Raw genomic sequence first — 18842 nt, 5'->3', positions numbered from 1 at the left:
CGAGATTGCCGAAAAGCTGAACCACATCCGCGCCGCCCACGGCGTGCAGGCCTTCGGCAATTATGGCGGCGGCGGGCAAGACAGCGTGATGGGCGGGGTGTTCGGTCAGGCCTTGCGCGGGGTGATGGGCAGCGGGCCTTACTTCAGCGCGGTTAGCCAAGAGAAGTCCGGTGATTTCTGGGTCAACGGCCACATGTTTGGCGCACACAATATCCACACCGCAAAGGATGTGCACGGTGCAGAATTGACGATCGTGCTGGGCTGCAACCCGTGGATGGCGAACGGTTTTGTTCGGGCACGCGATGCGATGAGCGCGATTGGCAAACATGCCAGCCGCCGGATGATCGTGAGCGACCCGCGCCGCACCGAAGTGGCCCATCTTGCCGATATTCATCTGGCGCTGCGCCCCGGCACCGATGCCTTTCTCCTGGGCGCGCTACTGGCATTGATCGTGGCACGCGGGGGCGAGGATACGGCGTTTCTGGCGGAGCGCACCAATGGCTGGCACGCGGTGAAGGCGGTGCTGGAACGCGTGCCGGTCGATGAATGGGTCGCCGCGGCCGACATTTCCCGCGCTCAGGCCGAAGCGGGGACGGACATGATCATGGCGGCAGCGTCGATGACTGTGCGTGCTGATGTGGGCGTGCAGCAATCACGCAATTTGACACTGAACGCTTACCTCGAAAAGCTGCTGTTCCTTGTCACCGGCAACTTCCTCAAGCCGGGCTGCAACGCGTTGCACACCTGGCTCGCGCCCATGTGGGGCCATTCGCGCCCCGGATCGGTGGATCTGGCGACGGGGCAGGCGCGGATAGCGGGCCTCTCACCGCCCAATGATCTGCCCAAGGCAATCTTACGCGACAAGTTCACCCAGTGGCCGGGCGTGGGCGGCGATTTCGAGATTGGCGCGACTTCGGCAGGGCGGCGTTACCGCCAGCAGACCGGGAGCGAAGTGATGGGCGCATTCGTGCCGAGCGCGAGAACGCCCGCCGCCACCTTGCCTCAGGTAAGCCCCCTCGGCAATTCGGCAGCAGCAGCCGTTGAAAAATGTACCATCGCAACAGCCCCTGTGGCCCTGAGGCACGGAGGTATCACCTTGCAACCTGATAAAGCGTGAAGTCGCAGCCAGTCACTTCGACAACGGGAAGGTTCACCTCTGCCCATTGCGCTCGTGCCGGGCTTGTGGGGAGTACGTAATCGACGTGCCACTCTGAAACAAATGCGCGGCTGCCCTGCGGGCCAAGCCGTCCGTCCGCCATGTTGCGCGGCTCCATCAAGGTCGCAAACCCGCCCAAAGCTCCGGCACGGGCGGCGAATGTGTCATCGCCCAGCACCAGAATTCGCGCAACCGGGCTATCCTTCAGGCAGGCCTTCAATGCGCGCAGATCGTCGGGTTCGCTGAAACGGGCCCATTGCGCATGATCCATTCGGCCCGCACTCACCGCGTGAACGACCTGCATGCCTGTCAATGCTGTCATCGCCAAAGCTACGCTTGCAAAGCCCAACCGCGCGGCGAGCCTGCGCTGATGAAGCGTGCGTCCCTGAGCAAGGCCCCAGCATCCTGTCGCCAGCAGGCCGGCCCAGATCAGCGCCGCGAAATAGCGGTATTCAAGATAGCCGGTCACCACCTGTGGCACCAACAGCAAGGCGGTGATCACAGCAAAACAGATTAGCACCTTCAGGCTATCATCTCCGCGCGGCCGTACAACGGCGAGGGCAGAGAGCGCCGCAGGGGGCGCCAGAAACGCCGCAGCAGTCAGGCCCATCGCCGTCGCCAGCAGCGCGGCAAATGTATAGAAATACCCCCATACATTGGCAGCTACACGCGCAGCCCATGCCGCAGGGTCATCGGCCATTACCGGCTGCGGCGATGGCCACCAATCGGTCACAAAAGCGGCCGGGTCCAAAGTGGTGGCAATCCCGCTGTTGTCGGTCGCAAACGCCGTGCCGAAGGTTATGAGCGAATAGGCCACCCACGGCGACACAGCGACCCCCGCCGCCGCCACAGCCGCCAAGGCACGCTTGGGGCTGCGCGTCAGCCACAAGATCATTGCCGTGATAAGGAGTGGCAGCAGTACCGCATCAAACCGGTTGAGCACTGCAAGGCCGGCGAGGAACCCGATCCACCCCGCGCCAACCAGACTGATCCGTGCACCGTGCAGCAGGCCAGTCAGGATCAGCGCAAACAGCAGCAATTGCAGCGGAATCGTGCGGCCCGCACCCAGTTCAGCAAACAGCATATTGGGGCCGAGCAGCCCGATCAAGGCGGCTCCCAGCCCGATCCAAGGCACGCCGATGACAGACCGCCCAATCCGTTCCGACACCAGCGCAAACCCAGCGAAGGCTGCGAAGGCGAGATACAGCCCGGTGCGCGGCCCCGTGCCGAGTAGTGCGTCGATGGATGCGATCAATACGGGGGTCAGAGCCGGGAAGCTGGCGGAATAGGGCGCGGTGCTGGCATAGCTGCGCCAGTGGTTGAAGCGATAGAAATCACCGAACACCGTCTGCGACAATTCGTAAAGCGCCCAGGAATCGGGTGAGTAAGGTGGCGAGGTGGCCACGCTCATCAACAGTGGGGCCAGCACCAGCAGCAATGCCAGAAGCGCCCAACCGAAGGAGGTCTGCCTGCGCATTGCAGTATCGGGTGTGTAGCCACCGGTCGCAGCGGTCACGGTTTCCTTGAGCAGCGCCAGCTTGGACGCAAGGCCGCCGATCTTGGTCGGCACCTTGCCGTCTTCAGGATAGCGCCGCACCACCGGCACCTGCGCGACCTTCAACCCGAGCTGTCTGGCGCGAACGGTAAGGTAGAACAGCAGGTTATAGACCTGGAATTCCGCGCGGAACGGGCGCACATCGGGGTGGGTCAGGTAGGCGGCGGAATAAGCGCGGAACCCGTTGGTGGTGTCGGTGAACCAGTGCCGCCCCGACAGGCTCAATAGCGGGGCGTGGATACCCCGATTGGCGATGGTGCGTTCCAGCGGGGTATTCTCTGCTGCGCCTCCGGGCAGATAGCGCGAACCCTGCACATAATCGCAGCCTTCCTCCAGCGCCGCGACCATGTCGGCGATCGCCTCGACCCCGTCCTTGCCATTACCGTCGATGGTGACGATCCCGGCGTATCCCTGCCGCAGGCACCAGGCATAGGCCATGCGCAACTGCGCGGAGAGCTTGCCCGGCCCGGTCTTGGTCAGCACCGCGCGCACGCCTGCGCCCGTCACGAAATCGGCATCAAGCGACCCGTCAGTCGATCCGCCATCGGCCACGATCACATCCACCGGCAGGGACGCGGCCTGAATGCGCCGCAATTGCCCGCGAATCCGATCGCCTTCGTTGATCACCGGGATCACCAGCGCATGGCGGTGCCGCCGATCGGCGTAAATCGCGGTTTCGTGAGTGGGCACGTTCCAATCGCTATCGTCGAGGACCGGGGCGGGATGCATGGTCATGGCGTATCCGATGCTGCCGTAAAGACGACAAATTTGCTCAAGGCAAAGTTGACGAAAAACGATCCGCCCGCCCCCGCAATCAGGATCGCCAGCGGGTATGCTCCGGCCATGGTGCGGTCGAGCAGGGCGACAATCGCCACCCGGACCGCCAGCGTGGCGAGCGCGACGGCTGCGTAAAGCCCGGCGCGCCGGGCCGAAAGGCCGCGCGGGCCGCGCTGGAAGCTCCAAGTCTGGTGAATGACGTAATTCGCAGCTGCCGCCACGGTAAAACCTATAGCAGCCGCCAGCGATAACGGCACGCCGAGCCCGGTGTGCAAAGCAAAGGCGATGGCGAGGTCGATCATAACCCCCAGCACTGTCACCACGAAGAAGCGCGCCATTTCGTTCATGGTGCACCTTGCGCCAGATAGCGGGCGATGCCTTCAGGCAGGCGCGGCAGCGCGGCGGTATCGACCGGGGCAATGACCTGCGCAGTGCAGGTGGCTGCGCCGATGGCCGACCCGTCCAGCACGTCCAGCGTAAGCCTGCTTGTGGTGCCCGCAGCGACAGGCGTAACCAGCGACACAAGCGCAGTATTGCCAATGCCATAGCGCGGGAAATCAGCCCAGCGGTCGGCGTTGGTCACGGTATCTGGCGAAGCCTCACTGACGGTCAGCATCGCGCTGCGCCCGGTCGCGAAAGGCGCTTGGCGGGAGAGATCGACCGAGGCCAGCCCCGTGGTAGGCGCTGTTATCTCGACCGCCAGTGTGCTTCGCGACAAGGCAGACACGCGGCAAGCGGCAGCGGGGCCGGGCGGTACAGATTGCTCTGCCAGCACCCACAGCACCTGCTGATCATTGCGGGCGATGGGGGTGTAGTTTTCGTGCAAGGCGCGGAAAAACGGCCAGTTGGCGCGGCGTATCCACCCCTCCCACCCGCTGTAATCGGGCGCGATGGTTGTGACGGCGGCGACCTTGCGCTGCGCCACCATCGCGGTGAAGTCGGCACGGGGTTGCGGCCCCAGCGCATGGATCAGCGATCCGACCGGGGCGGGGCTTTCCACCCCGGCAACAATATCCAGCGGCGAGGTATAGACCGACAGCAGGCGGCGATCCTGCGGGATGGCTTGCGCATCCCACGCCGCCGCCAAACGCCGCATCGCCGCCAGATCCGCCGCATATTCGGGCGTCACATGAAACCCCAGTGCCACGTCATGGACCGTGCGGTCGGTATTCGCCCAGACGTTCGCAAAGCGCTCCGCCTCAATCCCCACCATCGCCAGCGCCGCCACACCAACAGCAACGCCGGTCTTTGCTGGAGTGAGCCACCGCAGCACCGGCTTGGCCCACCGCATCAACACCCGCTGGCCCACCATCAGCGGCGCGCAAAGGCCCAGCACAAAGGTGATGGCGTTATATTCCGCCCCGATATGCCCGCCGATCTGCGGGATCAGCGCGGTGCCGATCACACTCGCGCCGACAAATACAAATGCGGCCCCGCGCACTGGCGCACCCCGCCCGCGCATTCGCTGGAGCATCGCCCACAGCACGCACGCGGTCAGCACGATCAGGCTGGCGGTGGACAGCGGATCGCCGTGGCGCAGGATGTTGGGCAGGTCGGCGAGGCCAAGGATGCGGGTGCTGCGATCCCACGGGGCGAAAAACCAGAACTGGTCGCCCGCGACGTCGCGGAAGTTGTATTGCAGCCACGGACCCGGCGCACCGTGGGTCACCGCCAGCAGGATCGCGCTGGCCGACGCCATGACGCCCAGCCCGATTGCCGCCAGCGCGCGCGCCAGCAGGCCGATATGCCGATGCAGCGCGAGTCCCAGCCCCAGCACCAGCGCGATGATCAGCGGAATCCCCGCATCATTCGACCACAGCAGCCCCGCGCCCGCAACCAGTCCCAGCGGCAATCCGCCCGCCAGCGCCCGACGTTGCAGTAGCACCCGACGCACCAGCGTGACAAAGAACGGCAGCACGATGAACGGCAGAAACCCGCGCAAGGGCCGCAGCGAAACGCCCGGATCGAAAGTCGCAGGCCAGCGCAGGCCCACGCCTTCGGCCACCAGTGGCGCGGCGTAGTAGAACCCGAAAACCAGCATTGCCGCCGCCTGCCACCGCCCCCGCGGCGGCACCGCCCGGATCAGCCACACGGTCGCATAGGCCGCGCCAAAGGCTCCCGCCACCACCGCCACATTTGCCGCCATTGTCGAAGCGAACAACGTCTGGCCAAAGGCCACAAACACCGGCAGCAGCGCCAGCACTATTGTTATGCCCAGATAGGACTGGAACTCTGTCCCCAATTGATCGCCATCAGCAAAGTGATCGAGCGCAAACCATGTCTGCAGTGCCCCGTCGATCGAATTGAGGCTGTGGTCGAACAGCAGAATGCCTGCACGCAAGACGCAGATTAGCGCCGCCAGCCCCGCCAGCGCCCACCACCCGCGCGCGGGCGCACCTGTTCGCATCCGATCAGGCATAGGCGTGCCCGAACACGAAACCCGAATTGAGGGATGCGAATTCGGGCGCTGTATCCTTTACCGCTTCAAACAGGTCGTAGATATTGTCGATCTTGCCGCCGAGGATCGAAATGACCCGGCTTGTCTCCGGCTTCTGATGATACAGGATCGGGCGGCCATCATCGGCCTCGTTCTTGATCAGAATGGTCTTCACATCATAAATCGACCGGCGATATTCGGCCCCCGCAAGGCACGGCAGATAGCGCTGGGCATCGCGCTGCATGAAGGCAAAGCGGGTGTCGGGATCAAGGCTGGCGAAATGGCGATAGGGATCGCGCCGCGCCGGATCATCGGCCCAGCTTTCATGCGGGGTGTAACGCACATGGGTGAGTGAATAGAGGCTTTCCGACGGGTAGGGCATGGCCGAAAAGAACGGCCCGTCCATCACGGTCACGCCAATTTTGTCCAGCTCTTGTGGCGGTTCGATCAGCGCCAGTTCGGCGATTTCGTGCTTCAGTTGCGCTTGCGGCAGGCCCGCCTTGGCCAGCACCGCATTGATCTGGGCATAGGTGATGTTGAAGGCATAGCGCGCGGTGACCTCGCTGCCGTCCGACAGCGCCGCGATCACGCCGCTGTGGTGGTCAGCCAGCCCGACCAGTTCGGTTGCAAGCCGCACCTCGATGCCGGCATCGGCCAGTCGCGCAGCGACCTGCCTGCCGAGGATCGCGTGATCGAAGGCGACTTCGTGACAGGCGAACACGTCTTCCACCATGTCCGGATTAAACAGCGCCCGCTGGCTTGCTGTGGCCAGGTCGATCGGGGCGCCCATGTCACGAAACATGCGGTGGAATTTCTTGGCCGTCACCTTCGACCGGCGCCGGGCGATGGCATACAGCATCTGGAAATCGTCCACCACGGCTTCGGGGAAATCGGCCAGAAAGCGGCGGTGCAACAGCATCGATTTCACCGCCGTCGCGGCGGATCGGGGATAGTGGAACCCGGTATGCACCCGCGCCTGATTGACCCGCGAGGCGCGGTTCATCAGCCGTGGCCCGGCCTCCACCACCAGCACCCGCGCCGCAATCGAGCGCAGATACAGCGCAAGGCAGCAGCCATAAAAGCCGCCGCCGATCACGACGTAATCATATTGGGTGGGGGCGGTTGTGGGCGGCATCAATCCGGCCCTGCCGGGCCCGTGCGGACATCGCTTTCCAACTCGACATTGAGATCAAAGGCAACCTGATGGAACAGATCGATCCGGTTGACTTCCTCGGGCACGATTCCGCCTTTCAACCGCCGCTGCTGCTTCAGCAGGTGTTGCAGGCCAAGGCTGAGGCCCAGCGTCGACATCCCCATGAACACCGCGCTGATCGCCAGCATCGCATTGGTGGTCAGCCAGCCGGGTGCAAGGGTGTCAACCACAAACACCGCGCCCACAATCCAGGCGGCATAGGCCATGCCAAGCAGCGTCAGGATGGTTGATGAGATGGCCACAACCGACAGGATCGTCGGCGTAAGATAGACAAGCAGCGTTTGGAGCAACTGCACGCGGCGGCCCACCCCCATGAAGGCGGTGCGCGCGGGCACATTGCGGTCGGTGCGGAACCAGTCGAGCGGCAGGCGCGGATCGCGCGGGGGGAAACGCAGCGCAAGGCGCGGCTCGTCATGCGCCAGCAGCAGGTTGATCAGCGTGCGCGGCACGGCGATGGATTGAAAGTCGCTCGGATCGACATTGAACCCGGCCAGCTTGCCCAGCGCGATAAACGGCCAGGCCAGCAGCCGCTTCACCGGGCGACGGACGGCGCGAAAGGCCATCGTCACAGTGTTCTCACGCTCGGCATGGCTCAGGAAGGCGATCAGGTCGATCTGCGCGATTTCATCGAGATTGCCGATCACCACCAGATCGCCGATGGCTTCCTCGGCGGCGATAACCCGCCGGTCGTAATATTCGGTCCCCCGGCGGACGACGAACAGGCGGCAGTTGGGCACCTCGGCAATCAGCGGCAGGAAGGCCTCACGCTGGGTGTCATCAACCACAAGGATGATCTCGCGGAAACGGAAAGCGCGGTCGAGCGTGGCGGCGACATCGCGCAAGGCGGCGAAGGTTGCGCAGGTTGCCGCAAGGTCGGAAAAGCACACCGAGACGACCACGTCCTCGCGCGGTTTCTTGAACTGCTGGGCGTCGGGTTCACGCATGGATTGCCCCCTCCGTCCGATGCGCTGCCGTTTGTGCTTCGACCAAGCGGGCCACGGCATGCCGGACATCGGGTAGTCCGCCCGCCGGGCGCTTCATTTCAATCGACACCGCCTTGGCATAACCCGCGCTGCGCAAGGCTCGCAGCACCGGCGCCAGGGCCGCGGCATCGGCCGGGGCCGGGGCCAGATCAGGCTCGCTGACATGGACATGATTGAGGCGCGGGGCGAGGTCAGGCAGGCGCGCAGGAACGCTGGCAAAGTTGCCATTCATGTGCATTGCGCCCAGATCGAGGATCAGGGCAATCGCAGGGTGATCGACGCGGGCGACAAACGCCTCTGCCTCCTCCAGCGTAGTGAGGAAATTGGTGCCATAGGCAGCCGGATTGGCTTCGATGGTGATGCGCGTCCCAGCGGCAGCGGCGGCATCGCCCAGACGGTGGAACACGGCGGCGGCCTCTGCGAGCGCGTCAGCCATCACCATGTCCGCAGGCACGCGGCGCTGCGTGGGGGAACCGAACACCAGATTGGGAATGCCAAACCGCCCAGCAAGCGTGATCGCGCGGTGCATCCCGCGCTCGAAGGCTGCGCGCTTGTCTGGCCCTTCAAACAGGGCCGCGCCAGTCACGCCGAACAACAGCGATTGCATCGATACCAGCGAAAGCCCTGCGTCTGCCGCCTCGCGCAACGTCTCGCGGGCGATCGCCGCGTCAGGCACAAACGGATCGGCGGCGGCGTGGAAGAAGATGCCCGGCGCGATTTCAAGGCCCGTGATCCCGGCTTGTGCCAGGATCGTATAGGCATCCAAGCGCTCCGCAGCCGACCAGGCGATGTTGGACATGGCCAGCCTCATGCTGCCGCCCTTTCATTGGCGAAGAAGGCGGTCAGCCGATCGAGCGTCGTGGCGGCGCTGAACTGATAGGCCCCTTCAGCCCCCCACAGCGCAGCGTGGCGCGTGCGCATATCCTCGTGGTGCAGGCGTGCAGGCGTTGCGGGCATGGGCCGCCCCATCAGCCGCGCATGGATCGCGGCGGCGGTAAGCGGTTCTGCCACCAGATGCAGGTGCGACAGCCCGGCTTCCAGTGCGGTCCCGATGTCCTGCCACAGCCGGTCGATGGGATAATATTGGTAGGTCGTATCGGGGTGGTGGAACTGCGTCGCCGAAGCGCCCAAAGCGACCGCCGCATCTTCCAGCGCCGCACGCCGACGGTCGGCATTCAGCGCCGCGCGGTCGAGCCGCAGCAGTCCGGTGGCCGGATCAGGGGCGTAAAGCGTGTCCGTCCACACAGCGAGACCGGGATCAAGCGCGCCGATCAACGCGTCGCGCTTCGCCTCGGTCAGCATGGAAGGCACCGGGTTCAGCAGATCGAACAGGAAATTCTTGCGCAATCCCGGCCCGAACAGCGCGGGCAGGCGGATGATCAGGCTGCCGGGAAACGCGCTTTCGACAAAGGCTTCGAGCGCGCGGCGATGGCGGCCATAGGCCAGTTCCTGCTGGAACGCTTCGGTGGTCTCGTCATCGCCTCCGGCAAAATCCGCCAGCACCGCGATAGAGGAAATCAGCACGAACCGTTCGGCCCGCACATTCACCAACCGCTCGCTGAGCGCGTCGATCTGCGCCGCATCGCGTTCGGGCGCGCGATTGGCTTCGAGCATGGAGCCTGGTGCTGCAGCGCAGACCAGCGTGCCGAAAGACTGCCCCTCGATGGCAGCAATGTTGGTGCTATTGTAGCGGACCGCGAAGCGGGTTTGCCGCAGCAGCGCGCCGCCGACAAAGCCGGAGTGGCCGATCAAGCCAGTATCGTAGCGGGCGTTTCCGAAACTTTCCATCGCGTCTTGGACCCATTATCGCTTTCGTGTTTAGGGTACTGGCCTCTTCGATCAGGCAAAGGCAGGTCGGCTGCTATCCGAAGGATTGCGTGGTCTTGCTGATAATTAAGAATGATATCCATAAGGTTAACTAAACCTCTTCGCGATTGGGATGCGGATTGCGAGCCGGTAGGACTGGTTCTCGCTTTGCTGGCCGACACAGCATAACTTCGTGGTGCCGCTCAGGTATATTCATGAGCGGGACCGATGCGCGGTTTCGACAACAGCCTGAGGCTGTCTACCAGTCGATGAGATCGTGCCAGAGCGCTCTCGATCCGCCCGATGGAACGCTTAGGCGCTGAAACAGCTCAGCGTGTTGCACCAGTGTTGCATCGAGCCACCGAGACAGCGCGGGAATCGATGAGAAACCGCAGAATTCTGCGGGAAATGACAGGACAGCCCCGCGAGGGGCTGTGACGCAGATAAATAACTGATTTTTCGAGAAAAGGCTGGATGCCCCGCAAGGATTCGAACCTTGATTGACGGAGTCAGAGTCCGCTCTCTTACCATTAGAGGACGGGGCATGAGCTTTCGGGCGGACGTGGTCCAGCAGCGTCAGCACGCATGGTCCCTAGTTTCACGCAAGGCCAAGGTCAAGCGCCGGTTGTACCTGCGTCGCTTGCTCTTGATCCATGCTTGGGTTAGCGTGACGCCAAGTGCCATGCACCCGACGCGGAGTGCATGGTGATATGAAAGTATTGTGATCATGGCGGACACACTCCCGCCGGACAAAAATAGAAGAACTGGGAAAAACCGGGGCGGCAAGTCCGGCAAGGTAGCCGATTTCCGCTACAAACGCCCTCCCCAGCCCGATCCTCGCGCAAACGGTCGCACCGGCCGAGCCAAAAGCGCCGACGCCGGTCTCCCTCATACGGCGCGGTCCGGCCATGGCGAAGCCAATGGCGCCGGTAATGCCGCCGGCCGCCCTAGGCCCGATCTGGCAGACATCGGCGCGATGAAGCCCAATGGTCACGGGGAAGCCTATGCCGCGCTGGACCTGGGCACCAACAATTGCCGCTTGCTGATCGCCCGCCCATCGGGCCGCGATTTCACAGTGATCGACGCCTTCAGTCGCGTGGTGAAGTTGGGCGAAGGCTTGGCCACCAGCGGGCGATTGTCCGAGGCAGCGATGGACCGCACGCTGGGCGCGCTCAATATCTGCGCCGACAAATTGCAGCGCCGCAATGTCCGCCTTGCCCGATCGGTTGCGACCGAGGCGTGCCGCCGCGCGGAGAATGGTCTCGAATTCATCGAGCGCGTGCGCCACGAAACCGGCATTGCGCTCGACATCATCAGCGCTGAAGAAGAAGCCCGGCTTGCGGTTCTGGGTTGCCACATCCTGTTGGAAGAAGGCACCGGCCCTGCGATGATCTTCGATATTGGCGGCGGCTCAACCGAACTGGTGTTGGTTGAAGCGAGCGGGGCCGAGGCGAGCCGCGTGCCCCGCATTCTCGATTGGCAAAGCGTACCGTGGGGCGTGGTCTCACTCACCGACACGGTTGGCCGGACCGAAGACAGCGAAGCCGCCCGCGTCGTCCGGTTCGCCCGCATGAAACAGATGGTGGCAGACAGTTTCGCGCCCTTTACGGCTCGCGTGGCGGACGCGGCGAGGGACGCGGATATCCGCCTGCTCGGCACCAGCGGCACGGTCACGACACTGGCGAGCCTCTATCTCGAATTGCCGAGCTATGACCGCAAGGCGGTCGACGGGTTGATCGTTCCCGCGTCTGAAATGCGCGGGATCAGCGCGCGGCTCTCTGTGATGACGCCTTATGAACGCTCCACCTTGCCCTGCATCGGGCAGGATCGCGCCGATCTGGTGGTCGCAGGCTGCGCGATCCTGGAAGCGATTCTGGACCTGTGGCCCGCGCGGCGGCTGGGCGTGGCGGATCGCGGAATTCGCGAAGGCATCCTGCGCAGCATCATGGCAGCCGAACGCCAATCGGAGCGCTCCTTGAAAGCGCTGCACAAGCAACGCTGCCGCCAAACGCCGGAAAGGCCCGCTCAATGACCCGCGGCGAAAAGGCTCCCAGCAAGCGGGTAAAGACCGCCAAGGGTCGCACCGCCAGCCAGGTGCGCTGGCTCGAACGCCAACTCAACGATCCCTATGTGCGGGCCGCCAAGGCTGATGGCTATCGCAGCCGCGCAGCCTACAAGCTGATCGAGCTCGACGAGAAGTTCGGACTGCTCAAAGGCGCCAGCCGCGTGGTCGATCTCGGGATCGCGCCGGGTGGATGGAGCCAGGTGGTGCGTGCCAAGCGTCCCAAGGCGGAAGTCGTGGGGATCGACCTTCTGGAGGTCGAGCCACTGGAAGGGGTCACAATCCTCCAGATGGATTTCATGGCCGATGACGCACCGGGCAGGCTGGCCGAGGCACTGGGCGGACCGCCAGATCTGGTGCTGTCCGACATGGCGGCCAACACCGTCGGCCACAAGCAGACCGATCACCTGCGCACGATGGGGCTTGTTGAAGCAGCCGCGTGGTTTGCGACCGAGAACCTCGCACCCGGCGGCGGTTTTGTGGCCAAGGTGCTCGCAGGCGGGACAGACAGCGATCTGCTCATGCTGCTCAAGAAGCATTTCACCACGGTCAAGCATGCCAAACCTCCGGCGAGCCGTAAGGGCTCGTCGGAATGGTACGTTATCGCTCAGGGATTCAAGGGCTAGGCGAGGCGGGCAGCGGGAAGCCGCTGCCGCCCTGCCATCTCGCCTGTCTTACTGGCCTGCGCCGGGGTTCGAGGGAACGGGCTGGTCAGCGCTGGCACCGCCAGCAGCTTCGGCTGCACTGGCATCTTCACCTTCAACCGGCGCTGCCGAATCGGCTGGGTCAACCACAGCAGGATCGGCTTCTTCAGCCGGCGCTTCAGGGGTGAAGGCCGGAACCGGAATGTTGCCGCCCTTGGAATTGAGATAAGCGGCAATGGCCGCGCGGTCTTCAACCTTGGAAAGCCCCGCAAAGCTCATCTTGGTGCCCGCGACATAGCCTTTGGGATTCTTGAGCCAGGCATCCATCTTGTCCCAGTCCCAATTGCCGCCAAGTGCCTTCATTTCGGCGCTGTAGGCAAAGCCACCCTTGGCCGCGATTGGTCCGCCCATCACGCCGGCGAGGTTCGGGCCGATACCATTGGCGCCGCCTGCATCGATTGTGTGGCAGCTCTGGCACTTGGAATAGGCTTTCTCGCCTGCAGCGACCAAATCGGCGACTGGCATGGCGTTGAGCGCTTCGGCAATCGTAACTTCCGCCGGGCCAGCGCCAGCTTCCACCACGCCTTCGATCACGTAGCCAAGCTGTTCGGGCCGATCCGGCTTGTCACCGTGAAAATAGCCTTTTGAAAGCTGCGCAAGGCCAAGGCCCACGACTCCAGCAAACAGCACCCAGCCTGCGGCTGTATTGAAAAGATCCCCGCCTCCGGTCTGGGCTGCGGGGGTTTCTTGCGTCGAATTGTCCTGTGTCATCCCGAGCGTCCAATAGTGGTGGTGGCCCGTACGCGCAAGACCGATCGTGGCACGAATTCTTGCGCCGTTTGCAAGCGGACTTGTGTGCCTGCGTATGCAGCTCTAGGCGCGCAGCCATCATGCGATCCTTTCCGGCCCCTGCCCTTGCTATTGTTGATCGGATGCGCGCGGTTGCCGTATCCGAGCCTGCGCGCGCGATTGCGTTTCAGGGCTCGCCCGGCGCCAATTCGCATCGCGCCGCCACCGAAGCGCGTCCTGACATGCATCCGCTGCCCTGTTTCAGCTTCGAAGACGCGCTGGAAGCGGTAAAAGACGGGCGGGCGGGCCAGGCGATTATCCCGATTGAAAACTCGCAGCACGGACGCGTGGCGGATATCCATTTTCTGCTGCCTGAAAGCGGGCTGCATATCATCGGCGAATATTTCATGCCGATTCACCATGCCCTGATGGCCTTGGGGGACGGCCCGTTTGAAGCGGCGTATTCTCATCCGCAGGCGCTAGGCCAATCGCGCCATTATCTGCGCGCCCGCGGCATTGTGCCCCTGAGCCATGCCGATACCGCCGGCGCGGCGGCCTATGTGGCCGAACGCGGCGATCTCGATGTGGCCGCCATCGCCCCGGCGCTTGCAGCGGAACTTTACGGGTTGCGGATCATCGCCAACAATGTCGAAGACAGTGCGGACAACATGACCCGTTTCGTCATCCTCGCCAGTGCGCCGAATGACGTGCGAGCGCTGGAATCAAGGCCAGTGATGACCACTTTCATCTTCGAGGTGAAGAACATTCCGGCAGCGCTGTACAAGGCGCTGGGCGGGTTTGCCACCAACGGGGTCAACATGACAAAGCTGGAAAGCTACCAGCAGGGCACCAGCTTTTCCGCGACGACTTTTTATGCCGACATCATCGGCGCGCCAGGTGACGCGGCGGTGGACCGCGCGCTGGAGGAATGCGCATTTCATTCCAAGGAACTGCGGATTCTGGGTAGTTACGAACTGGCCCGCGCCAGAGGTTAGGACGCGGCCAAGGCGGCCCTGACGCGAGCGGCAGGCGCTTTCCCGTTGCGTGAGGGCAGCCACCGTGCCACCACTTGTAGTGGAATGACCGCAACGGCCGCTTCTTCACCAACCGAAACATCAGCCAATTCAGGCGGATCGCCTCCCGCCGGATGGGAGGCGTTGCGTGCTGATGGCGATGTGCAATTCGCTCCGGTCGAAATACCTCCCACGCCCCCGGTCGAGCCGGGCTGGCTTGAAATCATGCTGTCCCGGCTGGCCGATTTTCTGGCCGAACTGTTTGCGCCGCTGGGACGCGCGCTAGGCGATTCGTGGTGGTGGCTACAGTGGGTGATGGTGGGCGTGGTGGCCGTGTTTGCGCTGGTGCTTCTGGCTCGTCTGATCGATCCTGCTCTTTTCCGTTCAGGGAAGGCTGACCCGCAAACCGCAGGCGACACGTGGGCACCGGATGAAGCGGCAAGCCTTGCGCTGCTGGAGGATTCCGACCGGTTGGCTGCGGAGGGGCGGTTCGATGCGGCAACGCGCCTGTTGCTCCAGCGCAGTGTCAGCCAGATCGCCACCGCCCGGCCCGATTGGGTGGAGCCATCGAGCACCGCGCGCGAATTGGCAGCCCTGCCTGCTCTGCCCGATGCTGCGCGTAAGGCCTTCGCGGTGATTGCGGAACGGGTCGAACGCTCGTTGTTCGCACTGCGGGCGCTTGACCGCGCCGATTGGGAAGCCGCCCGCACCGCCTATGCGCAGTTTGCGCTCACCCGGATTGATCCGCGCATGACAACGCAAGCCCGCGCCGCGTGAGTAACGGCGCGGCCTTCTCACGCAGCGGCGTGCTGGCGCTGGTGCTGGGCGGCTTTGCCCTGTTCCTGGCCGCGCTCTATCTGATCGGCGCGGGCGCGGATCTGGGCGGCGAGCGCGGCACAGGCCAGGCCCATGCCGCCAGCAATGGGCTCAACGGCTATGCCGGGCTGGTGCGCTTGGTTGAAGCGCAAGGGTATGACGTGGAGCGTTCGCGCAACCCGCAAGGGTTGGAAACCGATGGCTTGCTGGTGCTCACCCCATCGGCCTTTGCCGAACCCGGTGAGATCGACGAAATCCTCCAGGACCGCAGCTTCACCGGCCCCACGCTCGTGATCGTGCCCAAGTGGCGGGCGACCCCGCCGACCGACCAAATACCCGCCGAAGCGCGCGCGAAATTCAAGCGCGGCTGGGTCATGCGCGGCCCGGCCTTCGCAACGCGCTGGCCCGAAGAATTGTCGGGACCCTATCGGTTCCGGCATGGCATCTTCCCCGCGCCGGTGATCGACCAGGACAGTCCACTTTCACCCACGCGCCCCACACGTCCCGGCCGCTGGCGTGGTCTGGGCCTTGCTGGCGCATTGCCGAGCGCACCGACCCTGTTTGCCGAGCCTGCCGACCCAGCACATGATGCCCTCATCAGCGATGCTGCCGGACGGACGCTTGCGTTCTCCGTCAATCCTGGTGACGGGAACGACACCGACAGCCCTGCCTATCCCGTGATCTTTCTTGCCGAGCCGGATCTGGCGAACAATTACGGTCTGGCAGACCCCGCCCGCGCGGCAGCGGCGATGGCGCTGGTGGATCTGCTGACCGAGGATGGCAACATCTACGAAGTCACCTTCGACATGACCCTGAACGGCTTTGGGGCGTCGGAAAACCTGCTGACGCTGGCTTTCCGGCCACCCTTCCTTGCCGCCACGCTCAGCCTGCTGGTGGCGCTGTTGATCGTAGGCTGGCGGGCTTTCCAGCGTTTCGGCCCGCCCGCGGCACCCGCCGGCCCCGATATCGCGTTTGGCAAACGCCAACTGATCGCCAATGGCGCTGGCCTGATCGTGCGCGCACGACGCTTCGCCCTGCTGGGCGCGCCTTATGCCGCGCTATCGGCCCGGCGCGTGGCGGATCGGCTGGGCCTTGCGCGGGCCGACCGTGCCGCGATTGACACCGCACTTGCGCGCCGCCTGCCGCAAGAAGAGCCTTTCTCGCGCCGCGCCGCGCGGATGGAAGCGGCGCAAAAGCCTGCCGACATTCTCGTCGCCGCACAAAGCCTCGACGATCTCAATGCCAAGCTATCCCAGGGATAATGATGACCATGACACTCGACGATGTCCGCAGCCTCGCAGGCGCCATCCGCGCCGAAATCGCCAAGGCGATTGTCGGGCAGGAGGCGATGGTGGACATGCTGCTGACCGCACTGCTGGCCGAAGGGCACGTGTTGCTGGAAGGCCCGCCGGGAACTGCCAAGACCTTCCTTGCCAATGCCTTTGCCACCGCACTGGGCCTTGATTTCGGGCGCATCCAGTTCACGCCCGATCTGCTGCCGGGCGATATTCTGGGATCGAACCTGTTCAACTTCCAAACCAGCCAGTTCACGCTCACCCGTGGTCCAATTTTCTGCGATCTGCTGCTGGCCGACGAAATCAACCGCACCCCGCCCAAGACGCAGGCTGCGTTGCTCGAAGCGATGCAGGAACGGCGCGTCACGCTGGACGGGGAAACCTATCCGCTGGCCGCGCGCTTCATGGTCGTGGCAACACAAAATCCGATCGAGAATCAGGGCGTCTATCCGCTGCCCGAAGCGCAGCTTGACCGCTTCTTGTTCAAGCTGCTGGTGCCCTACCCTTCCGAGGATGAGGAGGCCCGGATCGTCACGACCTATGGCCAACGCTCCGGCCCGCAACGCCCTGCCGATCTGGGTGTCGCGGCGGTCACGAATGCTGCGGGCCTCGTTGCGGCCAGCGGCGCTCTGTCGCAGGTGACAGTGGCGGAGGAAATCACCCGCTATGTCGTGCGGCTGATCCGCGCCACGCGCGACCATGCCGAATTGACCGTCGGTGCCTCCCCCCGCGCCGCCGTGTTGCTGGCCGGGGCGGCCCGCGCCCGCGCGGCGCTCGAAGGCCGCGCCTATGTGATCCCCGATGACGTCAAGGCGCTTGCCGTGCCGGTGCTGCGCCACCGCCTGACTCTGAGCCCCGCCGCTGAAATCGAAGGTCGCGACATGGAAGCGCTGGTGGCCGATCTGGTCGAAGCGACCGAAGCGCCGCGGTAAGGCATGGCGCGCTTTGCCCTCCCCCGCGTAAGCCTGCCGCCGCTGCCGCTGGTGCCGACCGAACGCGCGGCGTGGGTGGCGGCGGGCCTCGCCCCGGTAGCGGTGGTAATCGCCGCCACCGCACCGGGCGCATGGGTGATCGCACCAATATTCGGTCTTGCGCTGCTGGCGGTGATCGCGCTCGATGCGCTGCTGGCCGGCCGGCTGGCGGCATGGGAATTGCACACGCCCGGCGATATCGAGGTCGGCCAACCGGGCATGACCGCAATTGCAATACGCTTTGCGGGACGGGCCCCTTCCTCCGTGGCGGCGATGCTGGCCTGCGATCCGCGTATGGCACCCGAGGGCCGCGTCACGATTAACCTTTCGCCGCAACCCTATGAACCCGGCTGGCGCGGCGAGACGCAGATCGTACCGAGTCGGCGCGGCACCGCCGAACTTACGCGTGTCTGGATTCGCTGGGAGGGCCCCATGCGGCTGGGTGCTCGGCAGATCGAGCGTCCGCTGGATCGACAGGTCCGGATCTGGCCCGACCTGTCGCCGGTACGCTCGCCCGATTTGCAGACCTTCCTGCGCAATGCCCAACTGGGCCTGATCGCCCGGCGCATCCGCGGGGAAGGCACGCAGTTCGAAGCCTTGAGCGAATATGAAGCCGGCATGGACCGCCGCCGGATCGACTGGAAGGCCAGCGCCCGCCACACCCGCCTGTTCGCCCGCGAGAACGAAAGCGAGCGCAACAACCAGATCGTTTTTGCCTTCGATTGCGGCCAGGCGATGTGCGAGCCGGTGGATGGCCTGCCGCGCATCGACCGCGCTGTCAGCGCGGCGCTGACCTGCGCCTATGTCGCGCTGAAGGGCGGGGACAAGGTGGCCTTGTTCGGCTTTGCGCGCACGCCGCAGATCATGACGCCGTTCATCGGCGATCCGCGCGCTTTTCACCGATTGCAAAGCGCCGCCGCCGGCCTCGATTATCAGGCGGCAGAGCCCAATTTCACGCTGGCGCTGGCGACACTGACCGCCAAGCTTAAGCGCCGGTCGCTGGTGGTGGTGTTCTCCGATTTCACTGATCCCACGGCCGCCGAACTGATGGTCGAAAGCCTGGGCCGCTTAGTGGGAAAGCATCTGGTGCTGTTCGTCACCATGACCGACAGCGACGTCGAAGACCTGATCGCCGCCCCGCCCAGTGACATTGCCACGCTGGCCCGCAGCGTCACGGCCGACAGCATCGCGCAGCAGCGCAAACTGGTGCTGACCCGGCTCAGGCGGCTGGGGATCGATGTGCTCGAAGCGCCGTGGGCCACCATCGGGCCGCGGCTGATAGACCGCTATCTGGCGGTCCGAGGCAGTGAAGCGATAGGGTGATG

Annotated in this window: 16 protein-coding genes and 1 tRNA gene; 8 read left to right on the top strand and 9 right to left on the bottom strand. The window is 64.4% G+C overall.

Annotation, left to right across the window (positions count from 1 at the left end; genetic code table 11):
* Positions 1-43 precede the first annotated feature (43 nt).
* A complete protein-coding gene (locus ACRANW_RS05015) occupies positions 44-1117 on the top strand; it encodes a molybdopterin-binding domain-containing protein (protein WP_479433437.1) in 1074 nt (357 codons plus the stop codon).
* Here the strand turns inward: ACRANW_RS05015 and ACRANW_RS05010 are convergent.
* The 8 genes from ACRANW_RS05010 to ACRANW_RS04975 all read right to left on the bottom strand — a co-directional run bounded on the left by ACRANW_RS05010 (position 1092) and on the right by ACRANW_RS04975 (position 10472).
* Complete coding sequence (locus ACRANW_RS05010; protein WP_479433436.1) at positions 1092-3446, bottom strand: glycosyltransferase family 2 protein; 2355 nt, start codon at positions 3444-3446, stop codon at positions 1092-1094. The genes ACRANW_RS05015 and ACRANW_RS05010 overlap by 26 nt on opposite strands.
* Entirely contained in the window at positions 3443-3835 is a 393-nt protein-coding gene (locus ACRANW_RS05005) for a GtrA family protein (RefSeq protein ID WP_479433435.1), read from the bottom strand. The genes ACRANW_RS05010 and ACRANW_RS05005 overlap by 4 nt, the downstream gene beginning before the upstream one ends.
* Positions 3832-5907 (bottom strand): hypothetical protein, encoded by a 2076-nt coding sequence (locus ACRANW_RS05000; RefSeq protein WP_479433434.1) that lies wholly within the window; start codon positions 5905-5907, stop codon positions 3832-3834. Before ACRANW_RS05000 ends, ACRANW_RS05005 begins: the two co-directional genes overlap by 4 nt.
* On the bottom strand, positions 5900-7060 hold the full coding sequence (locus ACRANW_RS04995; protein WP_479433433.1) for an NAD(P)/FAD-dependent oxidoreductase: 1161 nt from the start codon (positions 7058-7060) through the stop codon (positions 5900-5902). Before ACRANW_RS04995 ends, ACRANW_RS05000 begins: the two co-directional genes overlap by 8 nt.
* The gene (locus ACRANW_RS04990; RefSeq protein WP_479433432.1) at positions 7060-8082 is read right to left on the bottom strand and encodes a hypothetical protein; all 1023 of its coding nucleotides are present in this window, start codon (positions 8080-8082) and stop codon (positions 7060-7062) included. The genes ACRANW_RS04995 and ACRANW_RS04990 overlap by 1 nt, the downstream gene beginning before the upstream one ends.
* Positions 8075-8920, bottom strand: a complete 846-nt coding sequence (locus ACRANW_RS04985) for a sugar phosphate isomerase/epimerase family protein (RefSeq protein ID WP_479433431.1) — start codon at positions 8918-8920, stop codon at positions 8075-8077. Before ACRANW_RS04985 ends, ACRANW_RS04990 begins: the two co-directional genes overlap by 8 nt.
* An 8-nt stretch (positions 8921-8928) precedes the next feature.
* The gene (locus ACRANW_RS04980; RefSeq protein ID WP_479433430.1) at positions 8929-9909 is read right to left on the bottom strand and encodes a Rossmann-fold NAD(P)-binding domain-containing protein; all 981 of its coding nucleotides are present in this window, start codon (positions 9907-9909) and stop codon (positions 8929-8931) included.
* A 489-nt stretch (positions 9910-10398) separates the two neighbouring features.
* Positions 10399-10472: transfer RNA gene (locus tag ACRANW_RS04975), tRNA-Gln, on the bottom strand.
* A gap of 182 nt (positions 10473-10654) precedes the next feature.
* Here ACRANW_RS04975 and ACRANW_RS04970 point away from each other — a divergent pair.
* Both ACRANW_RS04970 and ACRANW_RS04965 read left to right on the top strand, forming a co-directional pair.
* Positions 10655-11959: a Ppx/GppA phosphatase family protein gene (locus ACRANW_RS04970; protein WP_479433429.1), complete on the top strand. Its 1305-nt coding sequence runs from the start codon at positions 10655-10657 to the stop codon at positions 11957-11959.
* Positions 11956-12615, top strand: a complete 660-nt coding sequence (locus ACRANW_RS04965) for an RlmE family RNA methyltransferase (RefSeq protein WP_479433428.1) — start codon at positions 11956-11958, stop codon at positions 12613-12615. Before ACRANW_RS04970 ends, ACRANW_RS04965 begins: the two co-directional genes overlap by 4 nt.
* A 48-nt stretch (positions 12616-12663) precedes the next feature.
* Here the strand turns inward: ACRANW_RS04965 and ACRANW_RS04960 are convergent, their stop codons facing one another.
* Positions 12664-13404 (bottom strand): c-type cytochrome, encoded by a 741-nt coding sequence (locus ACRANW_RS04960; RefSeq protein ID WP_479433427.1) that lies wholly within the window; start codon positions 13402-13404, stop codon positions 12664-12666.
* Positions 13405-13523: 119 nt separating this feature from the next.
* Here ACRANW_RS04960 and ACRANW_RS04955 point away from each other — a divergent pair, with 119 nt between their 5' ends.
* The 5 genes from ACRANW_RS04955 to ACRANW_RS04935 all read left to right on the top strand — a co-directional run bounded on the left by ACRANW_RS04955 (position 13524) and on the right by ACRANW_RS04935 (position 18840).
* Entirely contained in the window at positions 13524-14417 is an 894-nt protein-coding gene (locus ACRANW_RS04955) for a prephenate dehydratase (RefSeq protein WP_479433426.1), read from the top strand.
* Positions 14418-14501: 84 nt separating this feature from the next.
* Positions 14502-15212, top strand: coding sequence for a hypothetical protein (locus tag ACRANW_RS04950; protein WP_479433425.1), 711 nt, complete (start codon positions 14502-14504; stop codon positions 15210-15212).
* Positions 15209-16513, top strand: a complete 1305-nt coding sequence (locus tag ACRANW_RS04945; RefSeq protein WP_479433424.1) for a DUF4350 domain-containing protein — start codon at positions 15209-15211, stop codon at positions 16511-16513. Before ACRANW_RS04950 ends, ACRANW_RS04945 begins: the two co-directional genes overlap by 4 nt.
* A gap of 2 nt (positions 16514-16515) precedes the next feature.
* Positions 16516-17478, top strand: a complete 963-nt coding sequence (locus ACRANW_RS04940; protein WP_479433869.1) for an AAA family ATPase — start codon at positions 16516-16518, stop codon at positions 17476-17478.
* A gap of 3 nt (positions 17479-17481) precedes the next feature.
* Positions 17482-18840 carry a DUF58 domain-containing protein gene (locus ACRANW_RS04935; RefSeq protein WP_479433423.1) on the top strand — a complete coding sequence of 453 codons (1359 nt, stop codon included), beginning with the start codon at positions 17482-17484 and terminating at the stop codon, positions 18838-18840.
* Positions 18841-18842 lie beyond the last annotated feature (2 nt).

It is taken from the genome of Erythrobacter sp. 'gip.4 top 5', assembly GCF_056495765.1.
The sequence above is the reverse complement of the archived record's forward strand: the minus strand, read 5'-3'. Positions and strand labels throughout refer to the sequence as shown.

What these genes read in the sequence shown, in the direction of transcription:
- ACRANW_RS05000 (WP_479433434.1), bottom strand. Translation starts at nt 5,907, where the DNA reads ATGCCTGATCGGATGCGAACAGGTGCGCCCGCGCGCGGGTGGTGGGCG.
- ACRANW_RS04955 (WP_479433426.1), top strand. Translation starts at nt 13,524, where the DNA reads ATGCGATCCTTTCCGGCCCCTGCCCTTGCTATTGTTGATCGGATGCGC.
- ACRANW_RS05010 (WP_479433436.1), bottom strand. Translation starts at nt 3,446, where the DNA reads ATGACCATGCATCCCGCCCCGGTCCTCGACGATAGCGATTGGAACGTG.
- ACRANW_RS04965 (WP_479433428.1), top strand. Translation starts at nt 11,956, where the DNA reads ATGACCCGCGGCGAAAAGGCTCCCAGCAAGCGGGTAAAGACCGCCAAG.
- ACRANW_RS04995 (WP_479433433.1), bottom strand. Translation starts at nt 7,060, where the DNA reads ATGCCGCCCACAACCGCCCCCACCCAATATGATTACGTCGTGATCGGC.
- ACRANW_RS04990 (WP_479433432.1), bottom strand. Translation starts at nt 8,082, where the DNA reads ATGCGTGAACCCGACGCCCAGCAGTTCAAGAAACCGCGCGAGGACGTG.
- ACRANW_RS04985 (WP_479433431.1), bottom strand. Translation starts at nt 8,920, where the DNA reads ATGTCCAACATCGCCTGGTCGGCTGCGGAGCGCTTGGATGCCTATACG.
- ACRANW_RS04970 (WP_479433429.1), top strand. Translation starts at nt 10,655, where the DNA reads ATGGCGGACACACTCCCGCCGGACAAAAATAGAAGAACTGGGAAAAAC.
- ACRANW_RS04935 (WP_479433423.1), top strand. Translation starts at nt 17,482, where the DNA reads ATGGCGCGCTTTGCCCTCCCCCGCGTAAGCCTGCCGCCGCTGCCGCTG.
- ACRANW_RS04960 (WP_479433427.1), bottom strand. Translation starts at nt 13,404, where the DNA reads ATGACACAGGACAATTCGACGCAAGAAACCCCCGCAGCCCAGACCGGA.
- ACRANW_RS04940 (WP_479433869.1), top strand. Translation starts at nt 16,516, where the DNA reads ATGACCATGACACTCGACGATGTCCGCAGCCTCGCAGGCGCCATCCGC.
- ACRANW_RS04980 (WP_479433430.1), bottom strand. Translation starts at nt 9,909, where the DNA reads ATGGAAAGTTTCGGAAACGCCCGCTACGATACTGGCTTGATCGGCCAC.
- ACRANW_RS05005 (WP_479433435.1), bottom strand. Translation starts at nt 3,835, where the DNA reads ATGAACGAAATGGCGCGCTTCTTCGTGGTGACAGTGCTGGGGGTTATG.
- ACRANW_RS04950 (WP_479433425.1), top strand. Translation starts at nt 14,502, where the DNA reads ATGACCGCAACGGCCGCTTCTTCACCAACCGAAACATCAGCCAATTCA.